This window comes from Streptomyces sp. I05A-00742, assembly GCF_013055795.1.
Classification (GTDB): Bacteria; Actinomycetota; Actinomycetes; order Streptomycetales; family Streptomycetaceae; genus Streptomyces.
This window is the reverse complement of sequence record NZ_JABETO010000001.1, coordinates 37,052-56,210: the sequence shown is the minus strand read 5'-3', so window position 1 is coordinate 56,210 and position 19,159 is coordinate 37,052. Positions and strand designations below refer to the sequence as shown.

Below are 19,159 nucleotides of genomic sequence, written 5' to 3'. Positions count from 1 at the left end.
GGAGCGATTGCTTACTTGAGGTCGGCAGGTGGTGCGCTGCGGGGCGCGGAAGCTCTCATCGTAGTCTCGCCGACGGAAAGCGACGCGACAGCTGCTCCGCCATTGTCGGCGGAACACAAGCTGGCCCCGGTAATGGTGACGTCGTGTCGGAGTGAGAGGTTCCCCCGATCGGCACGCATATGTCAGAGGGCGACCGAAAAGAAATCGGTCGCCCCTGATCAGAATGGGAGCCTGCCTGATCGAGTATCAGCCGAGGTCGGGAAAGAAAATCTTGATTTCCCGCTCGGCGGACTCCACGGAGTCCGAGGCATGGATGAGGTTCTCGCGCGTGATGGTGCCGAAGTCACCACGGATGGAGCCCGGGGCGGCCGAAATCGGGTCGGTCGGGCCCGCGAGCGCCCGTACGCCCTCGATGACGCGCTCGCCCTCGACGACCAGGGCGACGACCGGGCCGGAGGACATAAAGCCCATCAGCGGCTCGTAGAAGTCGCGGCCGACGTGCTCGGCGTAGTGCTGTTCGAGGGTGCCGCGGTCCAGGGTGCGCAGCTCCAGCGCGCTGATCGTCCAGTTCGCCTTCCGCTCGATGCGGGCGATGATCTCGCCCATGAGCTTGCGGGCGACCGCGTCGGGCTTGAGGAGGACGAGGGTGCGCTGGCTCATACTGCGGCTCCTTGCGGGTGATCGTATGTGTGGGGCCAGAGGGTACAGGGGCCCGCGCGCCCGGCCCGCACCCGGGCGGCGGGCCGGGGCTCAGGACGGTTCGGCCTCCGCCGCCGCGAACCGTGCCTTGGCCTCGTCGATCTTCCGGCCGAAGTGCACCGAGGCCCACCACAGGGCGCCGAAGACCACGCCCAGGACGAACATCGTGGGCACCACGAAACCGCTCGCGATCAGCCCGGCCTGGAGCAGCCAGCCCAGCTGTACGCCACCGGGACGAGTGATCACCCCGCACAGCAGCACGCTGAGCAGCATGGCGGTTCCGCTGACCGCCCAGACCGTCCCGGTCGACAGGTCGTCGTCCTTCATCGCCACCAGCCCGGCGAAGCCGATGACGAAGAATTCACCGATCAGGGTGCTCGCGCACAGCGTCCGCATATCAGTCCCTTCCGAGCAGCAGCAGGCGGGCGTCGCCCACCGTGAAGACGGAGCCGGTCACCAGCACACCGGCGCCGGCGTACTCGCCCTCCTCCTCCGCGAGGGTGATGGCCGCCTCCAGGGCGTCGTCCAGGCGCGGCTCCACCTGGACCCGCTCCTCGCCGAAGACCTCGACGGCGAGCGCGGCCAGCTCGTCCACGTCCATGGCCCGGTCGGTGGAGTTGCGGGTGACGACGATCTCGGCGAAGACCGGCTCGAACGCCTCCAGCATCCCGCGGACGTCCTTCTCCCGACTGGCGCCGACGACGCCGATCAGCCGGCTGAACCCGAACGCCTCGGTGACCGCCTCGGCCGCCGCCCGCGCGCCCGCGGGGTTGTGGGCGGCGTCCAGCACCACGGTGGGGCTGCGGCGGACGACCTCCAGCCGGCCCGGCGAGGTGACGGAGGCGAACGCGCGGCGGACCACGTCGAGGTCGAGCGTGCGGGCGTGCTGCGAGCCGATGCCGAAGAACGCCTCGACCGCGGCGAGCGCCACCGCGGCGTTGTGCGCCTGGTGCGCGCCGTACAGCGGGAGGAAGACCTCGGGGTACTCGCCGCCCAGCCCGCGCAGGGTCAGCAGCTGGCCGCCGACCGCGACCTCACGGGCCACGATGCCGAACTCCATGCCCTCGCGGGCAACCGTCGCGTCCACCTCGACCGCGCGCTTGAGCAGCGCCTGCGCCGCGTCCACCGGCTGCTGGGCCAGGACGACGGTGGCGTCCTGCTTGATGATCCCGGCCTTCTCCAGGGCGATCTCCCCGGGCGTCGAGCCGAGCCGGTCGGTGTGGTCGAGCGCTATCGGCGTCACCACGGCGACCGTGCCGTCCACGACGTTGGTCGCGTCCCAGGTGCCGCCCATGCCGACCTCGACCACGGCGACGTCCACCGGGGCGTCCGCGAAGGCGGCGAAGGCCATGCCGGTGATGACCTCGAAGAAGGAGAGCCGGAACTCCTCCTGCTCGTCGACCATCCGCACATACGGCTCGATGTCGCGGAAGGTCTCGACGAAGCGCTCGGCGGCGATCGGCGCGCCGTCCAGGCTGATCCGCTCGGTGTAGGACTGCACGTGCGGGCTGGTGTAGCGGCCGGTGCGCAGGTCGAAGGCGCCGAGCAGCGCCTCGATCATGCGGGCGGTGCTGGTCTTGCCGTTGGTGCCGGTGATGTGGATGGAGGGGTACGAGCGCTGCGGCTGCCCCAGGATGTCCATCAGCTTGCTGATGCGCACCAGGGACGGGTCGAGCTTGGTCTCGCCCCAGCGGCCCGCCAGCTCGGCCTCCACCTCGCGCAGCGCCCGCTCGACCTCCGGGTCCTCCGGGCGGGCCGGGACGCCGTCGCCCGGCGGCGGGCCGCCCTGGGTGCGCAGGGTGCGGCTGCCGGCCTCGATCACGGCCAGATCGGGGTCTCGGTCGGTCTCGGTCTCGACGATCTCCTCGAAGCGGTCGGCGTCGCCGGTGCCGTCCGGTCCGCGGTCGTCGTGGTCGTCGTTCTGGGGGCGCTCGCTCACGCGGCCCAGTCTACGGATCCGGGGCGGCCCGCAGGGGCAGGGGCCGGGGGGCCGGTGGGACTGCGGAAGCGTTATGTTCCGCTTTGCCCTACGGTTTTAGTGCGGTTTTAGTGCAGTTTGCCAACGGAACGCCGGGAACGTCCGTGGGAGCGGGTGAGAAACATGGGCTCCGAGGACCGTGACCTGCTCCAGGCTGTCCTGGAGGCCCTGCCCGCGGGCGCGCTCCTGCAAAGTCCCGCCGACGAGATCCTGGCCGTCAACCGGCGGTTCGCCCGGATGTTCGACCTTGACGGCCGGGTGGACCTGTCCCGCGGCGCCCCCCTGCGGCCGGTCGTCCCGCTCGTCCGCGCCTGTTTCGCCGCCGGCTACACCGCCCCCGGCAGCCCCGGCGAGATCCTGGCCCGGCGGCCGGTCCACCGGGAGGCCGAGATCCCGCTCACCGACGGCCGGATCATCCGCCGCGAGGTGGAACCGCTGCGCCACGACGGCACCTACCTGGGCGCCCTGTGGTTCTTCACCGACATCACCGAACGCAAACAGCGCGAACACGACCTCGAACGGGACAACGTCGCCCTCACCGAGCTGGCCCGGCAGCGCAACGCCTTCACCGCGGCCGCCTCCCACGAGCTGCGCACCCCCCTCACCACCGTCATCAGCTTCGGCGAACTCCTCGTCGACCCGGCCTTCGGCGCCCTCACCGCGGAGCAGCGCGCCTTCGTCGACGCCATCCGCCGCAACGGCGAACGGATGCAGCGGGTGATCGCCGACCTGCTGTTCACCACCCGGATGCGGGCCACCGGCCCCGAGCTGGAGATCGGCCGGGTGGACGTCCCCGGCATGCTGCGGGACGCCGTCCTGGAGTCCCTCTGCACCACCGCCGACGGCCCCCCGCCCGTCTTCACCGTCCTGGACTGCGCCCCCGGGCCGCCCCTGCGCGGGGACCGCCACCGGCTCCAGCACGTCCTGGGGAACCTGCTGGAGAACGCCGCGAAGTTCACCCCGCCCGACGGGCGGATCACCGTCACGGCCGCGCCGCTCGGCGGGCACTGGGAGATCGAGGTCGCCGACACCGGCATCGGCATACCCGAGGGGGCCCGCGAGGAGATCTTCAGCGGCTTCGTCCGCGCCGCCAACGCCCGCTCCGGCGGCTACCCCGGCACCGGCCTCGGCCTCGCCATCGGCCGCACCCTCGTCGAACTGCACGGCGGCACCCTGACCGCCGGCGGCACGGAGGGCGAGGGCGCGGTCTTCCGCATCCTGCTGCCGGTGGCGGGCCCGCCGGGCGCCGCCGAGGAGGACGTGCCGTGACCCGCATCCTCGTGGTCGAGGACGACCCCGACCTCGCCCTCGCCCTGCGCGTCCTCCTCACCCGCACCGGCTACGCGGTGATCCCCGCCGACGACGGCCGCGAGGCCCTGCGGCTGCTCTTCGCCGAGCGCCCGGCCCTGGTCATCCTCGACATCGGCCTCCCCGAGCTCGACGGCTGGGAGGTCCTGGAGCGCACCCGCGACCTCAGCGACCTCCCCGTCCTCCTGCTCACCGCCCGCGGCGCCGAGACCGACCGCGTCCGCGGCCTGCGCTCCGGCGCCGACGACTACCTCCCCAAGCCCTTCGGCAACGACGAGCTCCTCGCCCGCGTCGAGGCCCTCCTGCGCCGCGCCGCCCCCGCCCGCTGGGCCGGCGAATCCTTCGACGACGGCCTCCGCCTCGTACCCGAACGCCGCTCCGCCGTCTGGCAGGGCCAGGAAGCCCGCCTCAGCGACATCGAATACCGCCTCCTCCAGATCCTCGTCCGCAACCGCGGCCGCGTCATCACCACCGAACAACTCCTCGACCGCGTCTGGGACGACCACAACGGCACCGGCCGCGAACGCGTCAAATTCGCCGTCCTCCGGCTGCGACGCAAGCTGCGACAGGCGGCGGGGGACGAGGCGGCGGATCCGGTGGAGGCGGTGCGGGGGTTGGGGTATCGGTATCGGACGTAGGGCGGTGCGCGGGGCACATTTCAGCCCGTCCGGCGATTGAGGACAGCGCGCGCAGCGCGCTTCTGGGGGTTGCGGGGGTCGCCCCCGCAGAAACGGTGAAAGGGAGGGACCGGGGCACCCCTCCCCCACCGGGACCAAAGTCCCGACCTCAACCCGCAACCATCCAGCAACCAACCCCCATCCGGAGGAGCAACCCACACCCCGCAACCTCGTGCTGTCCGCCCCCCAGACAGCACAGGAAGCCCGCGACAGTGACCCTGCCCCACCGCAGCATCGCCCTCGTCCTCGGCACCCGCCCCGAGCTCGTCAAGCTCACGGACCTCGTCCGCCTCCTCGGCCCCGCCGCCCACCTGGTCCACACCGGCCAGCACTACGACGAGGACCTGTCGGGCCGCTTCCTGACCGAGCTGGGGCTGCCGGAGCCGACGTACCTGAAGGGCGTGGGCGGCAAGCCGCGCGCCGTGCAGATATCCGCCGCCCTGGAGCAGCTCGACGAGCTGTTCACCGCCGAGCCCCCGCTCGCGGTGGTCGTCCAGGGCGACACCAACGCCGCACTGGCGGGCGCGCTGGCCGCCAACGCCCGGAGCATCCCCCTGGTGCACGTCGAGGCGGGCCTGCGCAGCCACGACCGCAACATGCCCGAGGAGCACAACCGCGTCCTCATCGACCGCATCGCCGACGTGCTGTGCGCAGCCACCGAGGACAACCGCGCCAACCTCCTCGCCGAGGGCGTCGAGGACGCCCGGATCGCCGTCACCGGCAACACGGTCGTCGAGGCGGTACGCAACCAGCTCCCGGACGCCGACGAGCGCGCCGCGCTGCTGCGCGCGCACGGGCTGACCGCCGACGGCTACGTCCTGGCCACCGTGCACCGCCCGGAGAACACCGACGACCCCGCCGCCCTGCGCGCGGTCCTCACCGAGCTGGCCGCGCTGGTCACCGACGGCCGCCCGGTCGTCCTGCCGCTGCACCCCCGCACCCGGGGCCGGATCGAGGCGGCCGGCCTCACCGGCCTGCTCGCGCCGCTGACGGTGACCGCCCCGCTCGGCTACTCCGCGTTCCTGGCCCTGGCCCGGCACGCGGCGCTGCTGGTCTCCGACTCCGGCGGGATCCAGGAGGAGTGCACGGTCCTCGGCCGCCCGCTGGTGGTCGTCCGCCGCTCCACGGAGCGGCCGGAGGCGATGACCGACTTCGCGGACCTCGTCGAGCCCGGTCCGGGCATCGGCACCGCGGCCCGCCGCCGGCTGGCGGAGGGCGAGCGGGGGCTGGACCGGCTGGCCGCGCTGCCGAGCCCGTTCGGCGACGGCCTCGCGTCGGAGCGCATCACGGCGCTGCTCGCCGGGATCGCCACGCCGGTGCGCCTGGCGGCGTGACCCCCGGGGGCCCACCGGCCCCCGCCGCACCGCCCGCACCCGCCGCGCCCCGCGCCACCGCGCCACCCCTCAAGGACTTCCCCGTGTTCCAGAACCCCCTGCTCCTCGCCTTCCCCTTCTTCCTCCTCACCTGTTTCCTCCTCTACTGGGCGGGCGCCCGGCACGCCTACACCCGCCGCCCCCGCGCCGAGCACGGCGACCCCGGCGCCTTCGACTGGCACTTCTTCGTGCCCTGCCGGGACGAGGAGGCCGTCGTCGCCACGACCGTCGGCCGGCTGCGCGCCGACCACCCCCGCGCCCATGTGTGGGTCATCGACGACGACAGCGACGACCGCACCGGCGCGATCGTGGCCGAGCTCGCCGAGCGCGACCGCCGCGTCCACCTGGTGCGCAGGCACCGCCCCGACGCCCGGCAGGGCAAGGGCGCGGCGCTCAACGCCGCGTACGACGAGCTGAACCAGTTCCTGTCCCGCGAGGCCGACCGCGAGCGGATCGTCGTCTGCGTCGTCGATGCCGACGGGCAGCTGGACCCGAACGCCCTGAACGTCGTCAGCGGCCCCGGCGGCTTCGGCGACCCCGAGACCGGCGGTGTGCAGGTCAGCGTCCGGATGCGGAACACCGGGGACCCGCGCCCGCTGCCGGACCGCGGCCGGGTGCGCAACGCCTTCGCGCGGCTGCTGGTGCGCATGCAGGACATGGAGTTCTCCGTCTCCAACGCCGGAATGCAGCTGCTCCGGGCCCGCACCGGCTCGGTCGGCCTCGGCGGCAACGGCCAGTTCACCCGGCTCGCGTCCCTCGACCGCATAGCCGCCGCCGAGCGCCGGCCCTGGCAGCGCGGCGCCCTGCTGGAGGACTACGAGCTGGGCCTGCACATGATCCTCACCGGCGACCGGATCAACCACCTGGCCGACACCTGGGTCTCCCAGGAGGGCCTGCCGCACGGCCGCCGGTTCCTCACCCAGCGCACCCGCTGGGCGCAGGGCAACCTCCAGTGCGTCCGGTACGCGCCACGCATCATCTCCTCGCGCCACTACGGCGGCCGGGGCATCCTGGAGACCCTCTACACCTTCCTCCAGCCGGTCGCCCACCTGGTGACGCTCGCGCTGTGCGCGCTCATGTTCGCGCTCCTGGGCCTGACCGCGGCCGAGGACGGTCCCGGCGCCGCGTTCGGCGGGATGCTGGCTCTGTGGCCGCTGGTCATCGCGCTGGCCGTCGTCTCCGTCCTGCCGTTCGTCCTGTGGGGCCCGGTCTACCGCCGCGACCGCGCGGACGACCGTTCGCTGCTCACGGCCCTGCTGTGGGGGCTGGCCCTGTGGCTGTACGCGTACCACCTCTTCCCGGCGTCCGCCCGCGGCTTCGTCCGGATGCTGCGCGGCCGCAACGGCTGGGCCAAAACCCGCCGCAACGCGGAGCGCACGGACTCCGGGCCGGTCGCCATCGAGGCCTGACCCCGTGTTCCGCCGCTCACATCCCCGCCAGATCCGGAACCGCCAACTCCCTTCCGCCCTCTGACCCGCGGTGGGAGTTGTGCCCGGAGCCGACGGCGGCCCGGGCGGCGGAACGGGAGCATTGTGCGGATACCGGAACTCAGCACGCGGACGCATCTGTTGCTGCTCACCGCGTGGGCCGCGCTCTGGTTCGTCGTGGTCGAGCCCAGCGGCGGATTCTCCTGGCACTACCTGCGCACCGGCGGCGAGCTGATCTACGACGGCTCGTCCGGCGACGGCGGCCTCAACCTCTACGCCCGCCACCCCGAGCTCCAGATGGGTCCCGTCAGCTTCCTGGTGGCGGGCCTGTTCAACCCCTTCCCCGACGCCGTCGGGCAGGTGCTCGCCGAGGCGTTCATGTCGCTGCTCGGCCTGGTCGTCCTGGTGCTGGCCGGCCGCAGCGCCGCCCGTCACTTCCTGGGCACCGGCACCAACCACCAGCGGCTGCGGCGGCGCGTCCTCGTCGCGGGCCTGGCCTTCATCCCGATGTGGATCGAGGTCTCGGTCCGCTTCGCCCACCTCGACGACGTCCTCGCGCTGTTCTTCACCGCCCTGGCCGTCCGCTACATGACGCGCTGCGACGCGGCCGCCACCGGCATCTGCATGGCCCTCGCCCTGGACTCCAAGCCCACCGCCCTGGCCTTCCTGCCCCTGCTGCTCGCCCTGCCGAAGGACCGCTGGCTACGGGCCGGACTCTGGTGCGCCGGCCTCGTCGCCGTCGCCTGGGTGCCCTTCTTCCTCGTCGACTCGCACTCCTTCGCCGCCGCCGAGTTCACCATCCCCAACAACCCCGCCTCCGCCCTCCGTTGGCTCGGCGCCAACGACCCCGAAACCCCGAGCTGGGCCCGCCCCGCACAGGCCGCCCTCGGCCTCCTCCTCGGCGCGGTCGCCGTATGGCGCGGCCGCTGGGCGGCCGTCGTCCTGATCGGCGCCAACGCCCGGATCGTCCTCGACCCCAGCGTCTACACGTACTACACGGCGTCCGTGCTGCTCGGCACTCTGCTGTGGGACGTGTGCGGCCAGCGGCGGCTGGTGCCGCTCTGGAGCTGGCTGGCCCTGGCCGCTCTCTACGGCAGCGTCTTCGTCGTGCACGACGACTCGACGCGGGGGTTGATCCGGCTCACCTTCGTCGTGGTCTCGACGGCATACGTACTCTTCGCGCCGGTGCGCGACCGGGGCCGGCGGCCCCGTGAGCGTCCGGACGAGCAGCCGGTGGAGGGGCCGTGGGGGCCGATGTGGGATCCGGGGCGGACGCGACCGTGGTCGCGGTGAGGGGTGCCCCGGTCCCTCCCCTTCGCCGATTCCTGAGGGCAAGCCCCCAGACCCCTGAAAGCGGCTTCGCCGCTTGTCCTCAAACGCCGGACAGGCTGAAATGTGCGCCCGGGTGCGACAACCAGCCTGTCCGGCGTCTGAGGACAGCGCGCGCAGCGCGCTTCGCGGGGGTGCGGGGGCGCAGCCCCTGCAAGAAACGGGAAGGGGCGGGACAGGGGCAACCCCCCACCCCGCCCCTCCGGAGCGGCTAAGCGCCCGGCAGAGCCGCCAGCTGCGCACCAATCCGCTCGATATCAGCCTCCGCCTTCGCCAACCGCGTACGAATCTTCACCACAGCCACCTCGGCCGCATTCGCAAGGAACGCCTCGTTACCGAGCTTCCCCACACACTGCGCCTTGTCCTTCTCCGCCGCAGCCAACGCCTTGGCAAGCCGCTTCCGCTCCGCCTCGACATCGATCGTGCCGGACAGATCGAGAGCAACGGTGGCCCCACCGATCGTGAGGTTCGCGGTGGCCTGGAAACCCTCCCCGGCGGGCTGCAGACGCAGCAGCTGCCGGATGGCGCCCTCGTGCGCGGCGAGGGCGGTCCCGGCCAGACCGAGCCGCGCGGGAACCCGCTGGCCCGGCTGGAGCCCCTGGTCGGCGCGGAACCGGCGGACCTCGGTGATCACCTGCTGGAGGTTCTCGATCTCGGCCTCGGCCGCGGCGTCACGGAACCCGCTGTCCGCCGGCCACTCGGCGACGACCAGCGTCTCCTTGCCGGTGAGCGTGGTCCACAGCGTCTCGGTGACGAAGGGGACGATCGGGTGGAGCAGCTTGAGCGTGACGTCCAGGACCTCGCCGAGGACACGCGCCGAGACCGCGGCCTGTTCGCCGCCGCCCATGAACGTGGTCTTGGAGAGCTCCACGTACCAGTCGAAGACCTCGTCCCACGCGAAGTGGTAGAGCGCGTCGGAGACCTTGGCGAACTGGTAGTCCTCGTAGAGCGCGTCCACCTCGGCGACGGTCGCGTTGAGCCGGGAGAGGATCCAGCGGTCGGTCGCCGACAGCTTCTCGGCGGGCGGCAGTTCGCCCTCCACCGTCGCGCCGTTCATCAGCGCGAACCGCGTAGCGTTCCAGATCTTGTTGGCGAAGTTGCGGGACGCCTGGACCCAGTCCTCGCCGATCGGCACATCGGCGCCCGGGTTGGCGCCGCGGGCCAGGGTGAAGCGGACGGCGTCCGAGCCGTAGGCGTCCATCCAGTCCAGCGGGTCGACCGCGTTGGGGTTGGACTTCGACATCTTCTTGCCGAACTCGTCCCGGACCAGGCCGGTGAGCGCGATGGTGTGGAACGGCGCGACGCCGTCCATCGCGTAGAGGCCGAACATCATCATCCGGGCGACCCAGAAGAAGATGATGTCGTGACCGGTGAGCAGGACGTCGGTTGCGTAGAACTTCTCCAGGTCCGGCGTCCGCTCCGGCCAGCCGAGCGTGGAGAACGGCCACAGGCCGGAGGAGAACCAGGTGTCCAGGACGTCGGGGTCCTGGTGCCAGCCCTCGCCGGACGGCGGCTGCTCGTCCGGTCCGACGCAGACGACCTCGCCGTTCGGGCCGTACCAGACCGGGATGCGGTGGCCCCACCACAGCTGGCGCGAGATGCACCAGTCGTGCATGTTGTCGACCCAGTCGAAGTAGCGCTTCGACATGTCCTCCGGGTGGATCTTCACCCGGCCGTCGCGGACCGCGTCACCGGCGGCCTGCGCCAGCGGGCCGACCTTGACCCACCACTGCATGGACAGCCGCGGCTCGACGGTGGTGCTGCACCGGGAGCAGTGGCCGACGGAGTGGACGTACGGGCGCTTCTCCGCGACGATCCGGCCCTGCTCGCGCAGCGCGCCGACGATCGCCGAACGCGCCTCGAAGCGGTCCAGGCCGAGGAACGGCCCGTGCACGGTGATGACGCCGCGCTCGTCCATCACGGACATCGACGGCAGGCCGTGGCGCTGGCCGATGGCGAAGTCGTTGGGGTCGTGCGCCGGGGTCACCTTGACCGCACCCGTCCCGAACTCCGGGTCCACGTGCGTGTCGGCCACGACGGGGATCGTCCGGTCGGTCAGCGGCAGCTTGATCCGCTTGCCGATGAGACGGGCGTAGCGCTCGTCCTCCGGGTGGACGGCGACGGCCGTGTCGCCCAGCATCGTCTCGGCGCGCGTGGTGGCGACGACCAGCGACTCGTCACCCTCGCCGTAGCGGATGGAGACGAGCTCGCCGGCGTCCTCCTGGTACTCCACCTCGATGTCCGAGATGGCCGTCAGGCAGCGCGGGCACCAGTTGATGATGCGCTCGGCGCGGTAGATCAGCTCGTCCTCGTAGAGCCGCTTGAAGATCGTCTGGACGGCCTTGGACAGGCCCTCGTCCATGGTGAAGCGCTCGCGCGACCAGTCGACGCCGTCGCCGAGCCGGCGCATCTGCCCGAGGATCTTCCCGCCGTACTCCTCCTTCCACTGCCAGACGCGGTCGGTGAACGTCTCGCGGCCGAGGTCGTGGCGGGACTTGCCCTCCTCGGCGAGCTGCTGCTCGACCTTGTTCTGCGTGGCGATCCCGGCGTGGTCCATGCCGGGGAGCCACAGCGCCTCGTAGCCCTGCATCCGCTTGCGGCGGGTGAGGGCGTCCATCAGCGTGTGCTGGAAGGCGTGGCCCAGGTGGAGGGAGCCGGTGACGTTGGGCGGGGGGATGACGATCGTGTACGGCTTCTTGTCGCTCTCGGCGTCGGCCGTGAAGTAGCCCCGCTCTACCCAGCGCTCGTACAGGGGCCCCTCTACTTCGGCCGGCGCGTACTGGGTCGGCAGTTCGGGGGCGCTGTCGTGTTGCTGCTGAGTGTTCTCGGTCACGGGGGAAATTCTACGGGGCGGGGGCCGCTCGCCACGAACCCGTTTGCCCCCGACATCACCCGGAGTGAAGCCCTAGGGGACAGTCAGGGAAAATGGCACAAATGTCGCACCCTTCCCGTGCGGCGGCGGAGACCGTCCGGTCCCGTGAGAACCACCCGAGAACGGCACTCCCGATGAACACGCCCCACCCCGCCCCCGCCACCCTGCCCCAGGAGCCTCCTCGCCGCGGCGGGAAGAGGGGCCGGACGGCCGCCCTGGCGGCCGGCGTGCTCGTCGTCGCGGGCGCGGTCGTGGGCGCCCTCCTCTGGCCCGGCGGCGATGACGGCGGCATGGAGGCCTACACCATGGCCCTGCCCGACACGGTCCTCGACGGCGCGTACAAGAAGGACACGAAGTCCGACGACGCCAAGGCGACCGAGGACCTGACCGACGACAGGACGGCCAGGAAGATGGGCATCGCCAACGGCACGGCCGTCATGGGCGAGTACGTCAACGACAAGAAGCAGGACCTGAACGTCATCGGCGTCTACGGCGACATCGCCGACCCGAGGAAGACCCTCGACGCCATGACGGCCGAGTCCGACAAGGGCGCCAGGAAGTACCCGGCGGGAGCGCCCGGCGGAAAGCCCGAAACGGTCACCCCGTGGACCGAGTACCACCCGGCCGGCTTCGACGGCGTGATCATGAAGTGCACGTCCTCGAAGAGCGAGCACAAGACGGGCACCGCGTCGTTCCGGTTCGGAATCAGCCAGTGCTTCTGGGCGGACGGCAGCGCCATGGGCGCCGTCCAGCACACGGTGACGGCCTTCGACGGCCTGCCGGCCGAGGCCCGCGGCGCCACGGGCGCCACCGGCGACGTGATGTCGGCCGAGGAGCTGTCGGTGGCGGCGGCTAAGGTGCGGAACGAAGCGCGCAAGAAGAAGTAGACGGCCGCGGGGAGCGGCCGTGACGGGGGGAGAACGCGATGGGTCACATCAGGTTGCCCGGATCCGGGCGGCCGCGCCCGTGTGCCGTGACCGCGCCCGCGCCCCCGACTGCCGTTCCCCCGGCGGCTGTTGCCGCGAACGTCCGCTTCCCGGCCGCCCCCACGCGGCCGGCACCCGACGCGCGACGCCCGTGACGCGCAGGTGCCCCGGACCGGCGATCCCGGCCCGGCACCACCCCTCCGGCTGTGCCGAAACCGTTGCCGACCCGAGGTAAGGCCGGAATAAGGCATCGGCGAGGATGTCGCGGAACGCCGCCCCTTTTCCCCCCACGACTTGAGAGAGACACCGAACACCATGAGCTTCAACCAGCCGGGCCCCTACGGCCAGCCCCCACAGCAGCCGCAGGGCCCCAACCCCTACGGCCAGGGCGGCGCCCCCGGCCAGCCCGGATACGGCTACCCCCCACAGGGCCCGCCCGCCCCGTACGGCCAGCAGCCCGGTCCCTACGGCGCTCCCCCACAGCAGCCGGGCCCGTACGGCCAGCCCCCGCAGGCCCCCTACGGCCAGCAGCCCGGCATGCCCGGCCCGTACCCGCCGCCGATCCCGCCGCAGGGCGGCGGCAAGGGCAAGACGATCGGCTTCGTCATCGGCGGCCTGGTGCTGGTGGGCGCGATCGTCGCGGGGGCGTTCGTGTTCCTCAACAAGGACAGTGACGGCGACGTGAAGCCGTACACGATCGTCCTGCCGGAGAAGCTGCTGGACGGCAAGTACACGAAGAGCCAACTGGGCGGCGCCGACAAGACGCAGAACTTGAGCAACGACAAGGAGCTCCAGAAGCACGGCATCACCAAGGGAACGGGCGTCACTGGTTCTTACGAGAACGACGCCAAGCAGCGCTTGGGGATCACCGGTATCTACGGGGAGGTCAACGACCCGACGAAGGCGGTCAACGACATGATCGCCGACATGGACAAGAAGAAGTCCACCTTGAGCAGCGTCAAGACCGAAACAGTCACGCCGTTCAAGGAGTACCACCCGGCCGGCTTCGACGGCGCGGTGATGAAGTGCGACCTCACCAAGTTCACCAGCAGCTACGGCTCGGTCTCCTCCGAGATGCAGGTCAGCCGGTGCATCTGGGGCGACAGCAGTGCCATGGGCATCGTGCAGCACAGGGTGCAGAAGAGCACCTCCTCTTTCGGCTCCAGCACCAACTCCACTGGTGACGTGATGTCCGCCGAGGAGATGTCGGAAGCGACCGCCAAGGTGCGCAACGAGGTCCGCAAGGAGAAGTAGCAGGCTCCATGGAGCGATTGGCCCCGAAGGGAAAGAAATGAGCTCAGACCAGCCCAACCCGTACGGTCAGCCCAACCAGCCCAACCCCTACGGGCAGGGCGGCGGCGCGCCAGGCGGACAGCCGGGCTACGGCTACCCTCCGGGCCAACCGCCCCAGCAGCCCCAGCCGCAGGCGAACCCGTACGGGCAGCCGCCCCAGCAGCCCCCGAACCCGTACGGGCAGCCCCCGCAGCAGCCGCCCAACCCGTACGGGCAGCCGGCGCAGGCCGGTCCGTACGGGGCGCCGCCCGCGCAGCCGCCGCAGCCCATGTACGGGCAGCAGCCGGGCATGCCGCCGGCGCCGTACCCGCCGCCGATACCCCCGCAGCGCCCGGGCAAGGGGAAGGCCATCGGCATCACCGTCGGCGCGCTCGTCGTCGTGGGTGCCGTGATCGGGGGCTTCTTCTATTTCAGGGGGGACGGCGGCAGTTCGGTGCCGGACGACGGCAAGCGGTACAAGCTCACGGCGCCGGAGACGGTGCTCGGGGAGTTCAAGAAGGACCCCGGCGAGACGGTCAAGGGCTTCGGGCCGAACGGCAAGGAGAAGGCGACGGCACTGGGCGTCGCCGACGCGGAGAACGCGGGCGCCGGCTACGAGGCCGGCAACGGGATGACGCAGAAGTACCTCTTCTTCAACGGCGTCCACGGGAAGATCAAGAACCCCGAGGCCACCCTCGACAAGTTCTTCGGCTTGATGAATGAATCCCTCAAGAAGGACGCCAAGGGCGGGAAGGGCGAGCTGGAGGGCAGCCCGCAGAAGGTCACGCCCGCGGGCCTGGAGAACGCCGTGATGAAGTGCCAGTACGTGAAGACGGCCGAGGGCGGCGGTGGCTCCGACGAGGTGCCCGAGAACTTCAGGGCGCCGATCTGCATCTGGGCGGATCACAGCACCGCCGCCGTCGTCATGCAGGCGGACCTCGCGGCCTCGATGGGCGGCGGCGCGTCGCTGGACCGGGCGGCCGGGCAGGCAGCGAAGCTCCGCAACGAGGTCCGCGTCGAGGTCGGGAAGTGACCGACCAGCATCCCGGCCCGTACGGGCAGCAACCGCCCCACCCCCAGGCGAACCCGTACGGGCAGCCGCCCCAGCAGCAGCCGAACCCGTACGGGCACCCCCCGCAGCAACCGCCGAGCCCGTACGGGCAGCCCTACGGGCAACCCCGGATGCCAACCCCGTACGGCCAGTACCCCACCACGCCGCCCCTCCCCCCGCAGCGCTCCGGCAAGGGCAAGGCCATCGGCATCACCGTCGGCGCGCTCGCCATCGTGGGCGCCCTCGTCGGCGGCTTCTTTTTCTTCCAGGGGAGCGGTGGTGACAAGCGCTACCGCCTCACCGCGCCCGAGACGGTGCTCGGGGAGTACAAGAAGAACGGGTCGGACAGCAGCGGCCCCGTCGACCCCAAGGACGAGAAGGTCAACGCCAAGTTGGGGATCAAGGGCGCCCATCCGGTCGGCGGCGAATACCGGTCCGGTGCGGGTGCCGACGCGAAACGGCTCTCCTTCCACGGCGTGTGGGGGCGGATCGACAGCCCCGAGACCACCGTGGACCGCCTCTTCGAGCTGCTGAAGAAGAACGACGGAAACGACGGCGACGATGCGACCCAGTACGTGGGAAGTCCCCGGAAGGTCACCCCGAAGGGCCTTGGCGGGGGCGCCGTGATGAAGTGCCAGGCCATGAGGGTCAGCGTGCCCGGGGGCAGGAACGTCGACATGCCCTTCTGCGCATGGGCCGACCACAGCACCGTCGCCATGGTGATGAACATGGACCGCGCGTCCCTGCTGGCCGGGACCGCCACGCTCGACCGGTGCGCCGGGACCGCGGCCAGGCTCCGCGACGAGATCCGCGTCGAACGCGAGAAGTGACCCGCCGGGCGGACCGGGTGTCCCCACACATCCGGCCGCCGGGGCCGGGCCCGTTCGCCGTCCCGCACGGCGGGTAGCGTGGCCGGTGATCACCGAACCACCAGAGATACACGGAACTTGAGACACGCGAAACCTGGGACGCACGGAAAGAAACCTGAGACGCGCGAAAGGGGCGCCCGCCGTCCGGGCGGGCGCCCCTTCCGTGAACGAACGAACTGCCGCTACGCGCTCTTCTCGTGCCGCTCCCCCGGGCCCGGCCCGTTGCCCCGCGAGCGCGGCACCAGGGTGGGGTTGACGTTGGACTGCACGACGTCGGCCGTGATGACGACCCGTGCGACGTCCTTGCGGGACGGCACCTCGTACATCACGGACTGGAGGACCTCCTCCATGATGGCCCGCAGACCACGCGCGCCCGTGCCGCGCAGGATCGCCTGGTCGGCGATGGCCTCCAGCGCCGGGCGGTCGAAGTCCAGCTCCACGCCGTCGAGTTCGAAGAGGCGCTGGTACTGCTTCACCAGCGCGTTGCGCGGCTCGACGAGGATCTGCAGCAGGGCCGCCCGGTCGAGGTTGTGCACGCTGGTGATGACCGGCAGCCGGCCGATGAACTCCGGGATCATGCCGAACTTGACCAGGTCCTCCGGCATGACCTCCTGGAACTGGTCGCTCGCCTCGATCTCGCGCTTGGAGCGGATCGTCGCCCCGAAGCCGATGCCCTTCGCACCCGCCCGCGACTCGATGATCTTCTCCAGGCCGGAGAACGCGCCGCCCACGATGAACAGCACGTTCGTCGTGTCGATCTGGATGAATTCCTGGTGCGGGTGCTTGCGGCCGCCCTGCGGGGGAACCGAGGCCGTGGTGCCTTCCAGGATCTTCAGCAGGGCCTGCTGGACGCCCTCGCCGGAGACGTCCCGAGTGATCGACGGATTTTCGCTCTTTCGGGCTACCTTGTCGATCTCGTCGATGTAGATGATGCCGGTCTCGGCCTTCTTGACATCGTAGTCGGCGGCCTGGATCAGCTTCAGGAGGATGTTCTCGACGTCCTCGCCCACGTAGCCCGCCTCGGTCAGCGCCGTGGCGTCCGCGATGGCGAACGGGACGTTGAGCATGCGCGCGAGCGTCTGCGCCAGCAGCGTCTTGCCGGAACCGGTCGGACCGAGCAGCAGGATGTTGGACTTGGAGAGCTCGATGGCGTCGTCACGGTCGCGTCCGCCGGCCTCACCGGCCTGAACGCGCTTGTAGTGGTTGTAGACCGCCACCGAGAGGGCCTTCTTCGCGGCCTCCTGGCCGACGACGTAGCCCTCGAGGAACTCGTAGATCTCCCGGGGCTTGGGCAGTTCCTCCCAGCGCACCTCGGAGGTCTCCGCGAGCTCTTCCTCGATGATCTCGTTGCAGAGGTCGATGCACTCGTCGCAGATGTACACACCAGGACCCGCGATGAGCTTCTTCACCTGCTTCTGGCTCTTGCCGCAGAACGAGCACTTGAGCAGGTCGCCGCCGTCACCGATGCGTGCCACGAGGTGCTTCCCCTTCGCCTGGGATCCGCCTTGCTCTGCGAACCCGAGTGCTTGCCTATCGACGGTACCTTGCCGGGCCCCCCGTGCGGGCCCCCCTCGTACCTACTCGGCCAAGGGGGGTACCGGCGGCACAGTGTCCGGGAACCGGATGCGGACCGGCTCCCGGACCGTCACGTCAGACCGCGACGGACGACTTGCGGGTCGAGACGATCTGGTCGACCAGACCGTACGCCAGCGCGTCCTCGGCCGTGAGGATCTTGTCGCGCTCGATGTCGTCGCGGATCTTCTCGACCGGCTGGGTGGAGTGCTTGGCCAGCATCTCCTCCAGCTGCGTCCGCATGCGCATGATCTCGTTCGCCGCGATCTCCAGGTCGGAGAGCTGCTCGCGGCCCGTCTGGCTGGACGGCTGGTGGATCAGCACCCGGGCGTTGGGCAGCGCCATGCGCTTGCCCGGGGTGCCGGCGGCCAGCAGGATGGCCGCGGCGGAGGCCGCCTGGCCCATGCAGACCGTCTGGATGTCCGGCTTCACGAACTGCATCGTGTCGTAGATGGCGGTCAGCGCCGTGAAGGAGCCGCCGGGCGAGTTGATGTAGATCGAGATGTCCCGGTCGGGGTCCATCGACTCCAGGCACAGCAGCTGCGCCATGACGTCGTTGGCGGAGGCGTCGTCGATCTGCACTCCGAGGAAGATCACGCGCTCCTCGAAGAGCTTCGCGTACGGGTCGTACTCACGCACGCCCTGGGAGGTGCGCTCGACGAAGCGGGGAACGACGTAGCGCGCCTCGGCGGGCAGACCGGAGAACTGCGCCTGCGGGCCCGTGTAGAGGCCGCTGCCGGGGAAGTTGTTCATGCGGGTGTTCACCATCCTGATGGCGGTCGTTGGCTGGGAATCGGCTGTCGGGCGGTACTGCCGGGGCTCAGGCCCCGGTGCCGCCGCCGCCCGGAACGCCGGAGGCGTGCGTGATGATCTCGTCGATGATCCCGTACGCCTTCGCCTCCTCCGCGCTGAACCAGCGGTCGCGGTCGCCGTCGCGGATGATCGTCTCCACGGTCTGACCGGTGTGGTGGGCGGTGATCTCCGCCATGCGCTTCTTGGTGCGGAGCAGCTGCTCGGCCTGGATCTTGATGTCCGAGGCGGTGCCGCCGAGGCCCGCGGAGCCCTGGTGCATGAGGATGTCGGTGTTGGGCAGCGCGAAGCGCTTGCCCGGGGTGCCACCGGTGAGCAGGAACTGGCCCATCGAGGCGGCGAGGCCCATGCCGATGGTGACCACGTCGTTCGGGATGTACTGCATGGTGTCGTAGACCGCCATGCCGGCCGTCACCGAGCCGCCGGGGCTGTTGATGTAGAGGTAGATGTCCTTGTCGGGGTCGGCGGCAAGGAGCAGCAGCTGGGCAGTGATCTTGTTGGCGATGTCGTCGTCGACCTGCTGGCCCAGGAAGATGATCCGCTCGTCGAGCAGTCGGCTGTAGACCTGGTCGCCGAGGCCACCACCGATGGAAGGTCCGCCGGCGGCGGAAGGCATCAGATTCGTCACGTGATCCACCTGCTCGTCTCTGACGGCAACGGGCCGTCTCCGCGTCTTCACTCGGGGCCGGGGGTGCTCAGGGCCGGTAAGGTCCGGCGCGCTCAAAGTCTCCCCTGCCCTCGTATCTACGGACCCTAACGCGCTGGTCGGCGGGCGCCATCCCGCATGAGGAACTGTTCGCTCTGAGCGCAGGTTCCGGCACGTTCCGCCCGCCGGGTGCCGACGCGGCCCGTCTCCCCCGCGGGGGCGCCGCCACCGCCCGGAGCGGGACGGGCCCGGACGCGGCCCGCGCCGGGTGGCGGCGGGGTCGCGTCCGGGCCCGTCCCGGAAGGTCGTACCGCGCACCGCCGCGCACCGGGGCGCGGCGGCCGTGGGAT

16 protein-coding genes are annotated in these 19,159 nt (G+C 71.0%); 9 read left to right on the top strand and 7 right to left on the bottom strand.

The features are described from left to right. Positions 1-246 precede the first annotated feature (246 nt). The 3 genes from ndk to HN013_RS00220 form a co-directional block, all read right to left on the bottom strand. A complete protein-coding gene (gene ndk / locus HN013_RS00230) occupies positions 247-660 on the bottom strand; it encodes a nucleoside-diphosphate kinase (RefSeq protein WP_171161619.1) in 414 nt (137 codons plus the stop codon). A gap of 90 nt (positions 661-750) precedes the next feature. Continuing rightward, positions 751-1,095: a DUF4233 domain-containing protein gene (locus tag HN013_RS00225; protein WP_171161618.1), complete on the bottom strand. Its 345-nt coding sequence runs from the start codon at positions 1,093-1,095 to the stop codon at positions 751-753. Between the two features lies 1 nt (position 1,096). After that, on the bottom strand, positions 1,097-2,638 hold the full coding sequence (locus HN013_RS00220) for a folylpolyglutamate synthase/dihydrofolate synthase family protein (RefSeq protein ID WP_171161617.1): 1,542 nt from the start codon (positions 2,636-2,638) through the stop codon (positions 1,097-1,099). Between the two features lie 162 nt (positions 2,639-2,800). Here HN013_RS00220 and HN013_RS00215 point away from each other — a divergent pair, with 162 nt between their 5' ends. From HN013_RS00215 to HN013_RS00195, 5 genes are all read left to right on the top strand, one after another. Then, positions 2,801-3,946, top strand: a complete 1,146-nt coding sequence (locus HN013_RS00215) for a PAS domain-containing sensor histidine kinase (protein WP_171161616.1) — start codon at positions 2,801-2,803, stop codon at positions 3,944-3,946. Next, on the top strand, positions 3,943-4,623 hold the full coding sequence (locus tag HN013_RS00210; RefSeq protein WP_171161615.1) for a response regulator transcription factor: 681 nt from the start codon (positions 3,943-3,945) through the stop codon (positions 4,621-4,623). Before HN013_RS00215 ends, HN013_RS00210 begins: the two co-directional genes overlap by 4 nt. A gap of 251 nt (positions 4,624-4,874) precedes the next feature. Next, complete coding sequence (gene wecB / locus HN013_RS00205; RefSeq protein ID WP_171161614.1) at positions 4,875-5,996, top strand: non-hydrolyzing UDP-N-acetylglucosamine 2-epimerase; 1,122 nt, start codon at positions 4,875-4,877, stop codon at positions 5,994-5,996. Between the two features lie 83 nt (positions 5,997-6,079). Further along, complete coding sequence (locus HN013_RS00200; RefSeq protein WP_171161613.1) at positions 6,080-7,444, top strand: glycosyltransferase; 1,365 nt, start codon at positions 6,080-6,082, stop codon at positions 7,442-7,444. A 123-nt stretch (positions 7,445-7,567) separates the two neighbouring features. Next, the gene (locus HN013_RS00195; RefSeq protein WP_171161612.1) at positions 7,568-8,755 is read left to right on the top strand and encodes a hypothetical protein; all 1,188 of its coding nucleotides are present in this window, start codon (positions 7,568-7,570) and stop codon (positions 8,753-8,755) included. Between the two features lie 247 nt (positions 8,756-9,002). Here the strand turns inward: HN013_RS00195 and HN013_RS00190 are convergent, their stop codons facing one another. After that, positions 9,003-11,624, bottom strand: coding sequence for a valine--tRNA ligase (locus HN013_RS00190; protein ID WP_171161611.1), 2,622 nt, complete (start codon positions 11,622-11,624; stop codon positions 9,003-9,005). A 173-nt stretch (positions 11,625-11,797) separates the two neighbouring features. Between HN013_RS00190 and HN013_RS00185 the strand changes: the two genes are divergently transcribed. The 4 genes from HN013_RS00185 to HN013_RS00170 all read left to right on the top strand — a co-directional run bounded on the left by HN013_RS00185 (position 11,798) and on the right by HN013_RS00170 (position 15,742). Continuing rightward, positions 11,798-12,550 carry a hypothetical protein gene (locus tag HN013_RS00185; protein WP_171161610.1) on the top strand — a complete coding sequence of 251 codons (753 nt, stop codon included), beginning with the start codon at positions 11,798-11,800 and terminating at the stop codon, positions 12,548-12,550. Between the two features lie 354 nt (positions 12,551-12,904). Then, the gene (locus HN013_RS00180; RefSeq protein ID WP_171161609.1) at positions 12,905-13,843 is read left to right on the top strand and encodes a hypothetical protein; all 939 of its coding nucleotides are present in this window, start codon (positions 12,905-12,907) and stop codon (positions 13,841-13,843) included. A 37-nt stretch (positions 13,844-13,880) separates the two neighbouring features. Next, a complete protein-coding gene (locus tag HN013_RS00175) occupies positions 13,881-14,894 on the top strand; it encodes a hypothetical protein (RefSeq protein WP_171161608.1) in 1,014 nt (337 codons plus the stop codon). Next, positions 14,891-15,742, top strand: a complete 852-nt coding sequence (locus tag HN013_RS00170) for a hypothetical protein (RefSeq protein ID WP_171161555.1) — start codon at positions 14,891-14,893, stop codon at positions 15,740-15,742. The genes HN013_RS00175 and HN013_RS00170 overlap by 4 nt, the downstream gene beginning before the upstream one ends. Before the next feature lie 221 nt (positions 15,743-15,963). On the opposite strand, the gene clpX is transcribed toward HN013_RS00170, so the two are convergent. The 3 genes from clpX to HN013_RS00155 form a co-directional block, all read right to left on the bottom strand. Further along, positions 15,964-17,256: an ATP-dependent Clp protease ATP-binding subunit ClpX gene (gene clpX / locus HN013_RS00165; protein WP_171161607.1), complete on the bottom strand. Its 1,293-nt coding sequence runs from the start codon at positions 17,254-17,256 to the stop codon at positions 15,964-15,966. A gap of 175 nt (positions 17,257-17,431) precedes the next feature. Continuing rightward, positions 17,432-18,121: an ATP-dependent Clp protease proteolytic subunit gene (locus HN013_RS00160; RefSeq protein WP_249374628.1), complete on the bottom strand. Its 690-nt coding sequence runs from the start codon at positions 18,119-18,121 to the stop codon at positions 17,432-17,434. A 52-nt stretch (positions 18,122-18,173) separates the two neighbouring features. After that, on the bottom strand, positions 18,174-18,779 hold the full coding sequence (locus HN013_RS00155) for an ATP-dependent Clp protease proteolytic subunit (RefSeq protein ID WP_051072744.1): 606 nt from the start codon (positions 18,777-18,779) through the stop codon (positions 18,174-18,176). Between the last annotated feature and the right edge of the window lie 380 nt (positions 18,780-19,159).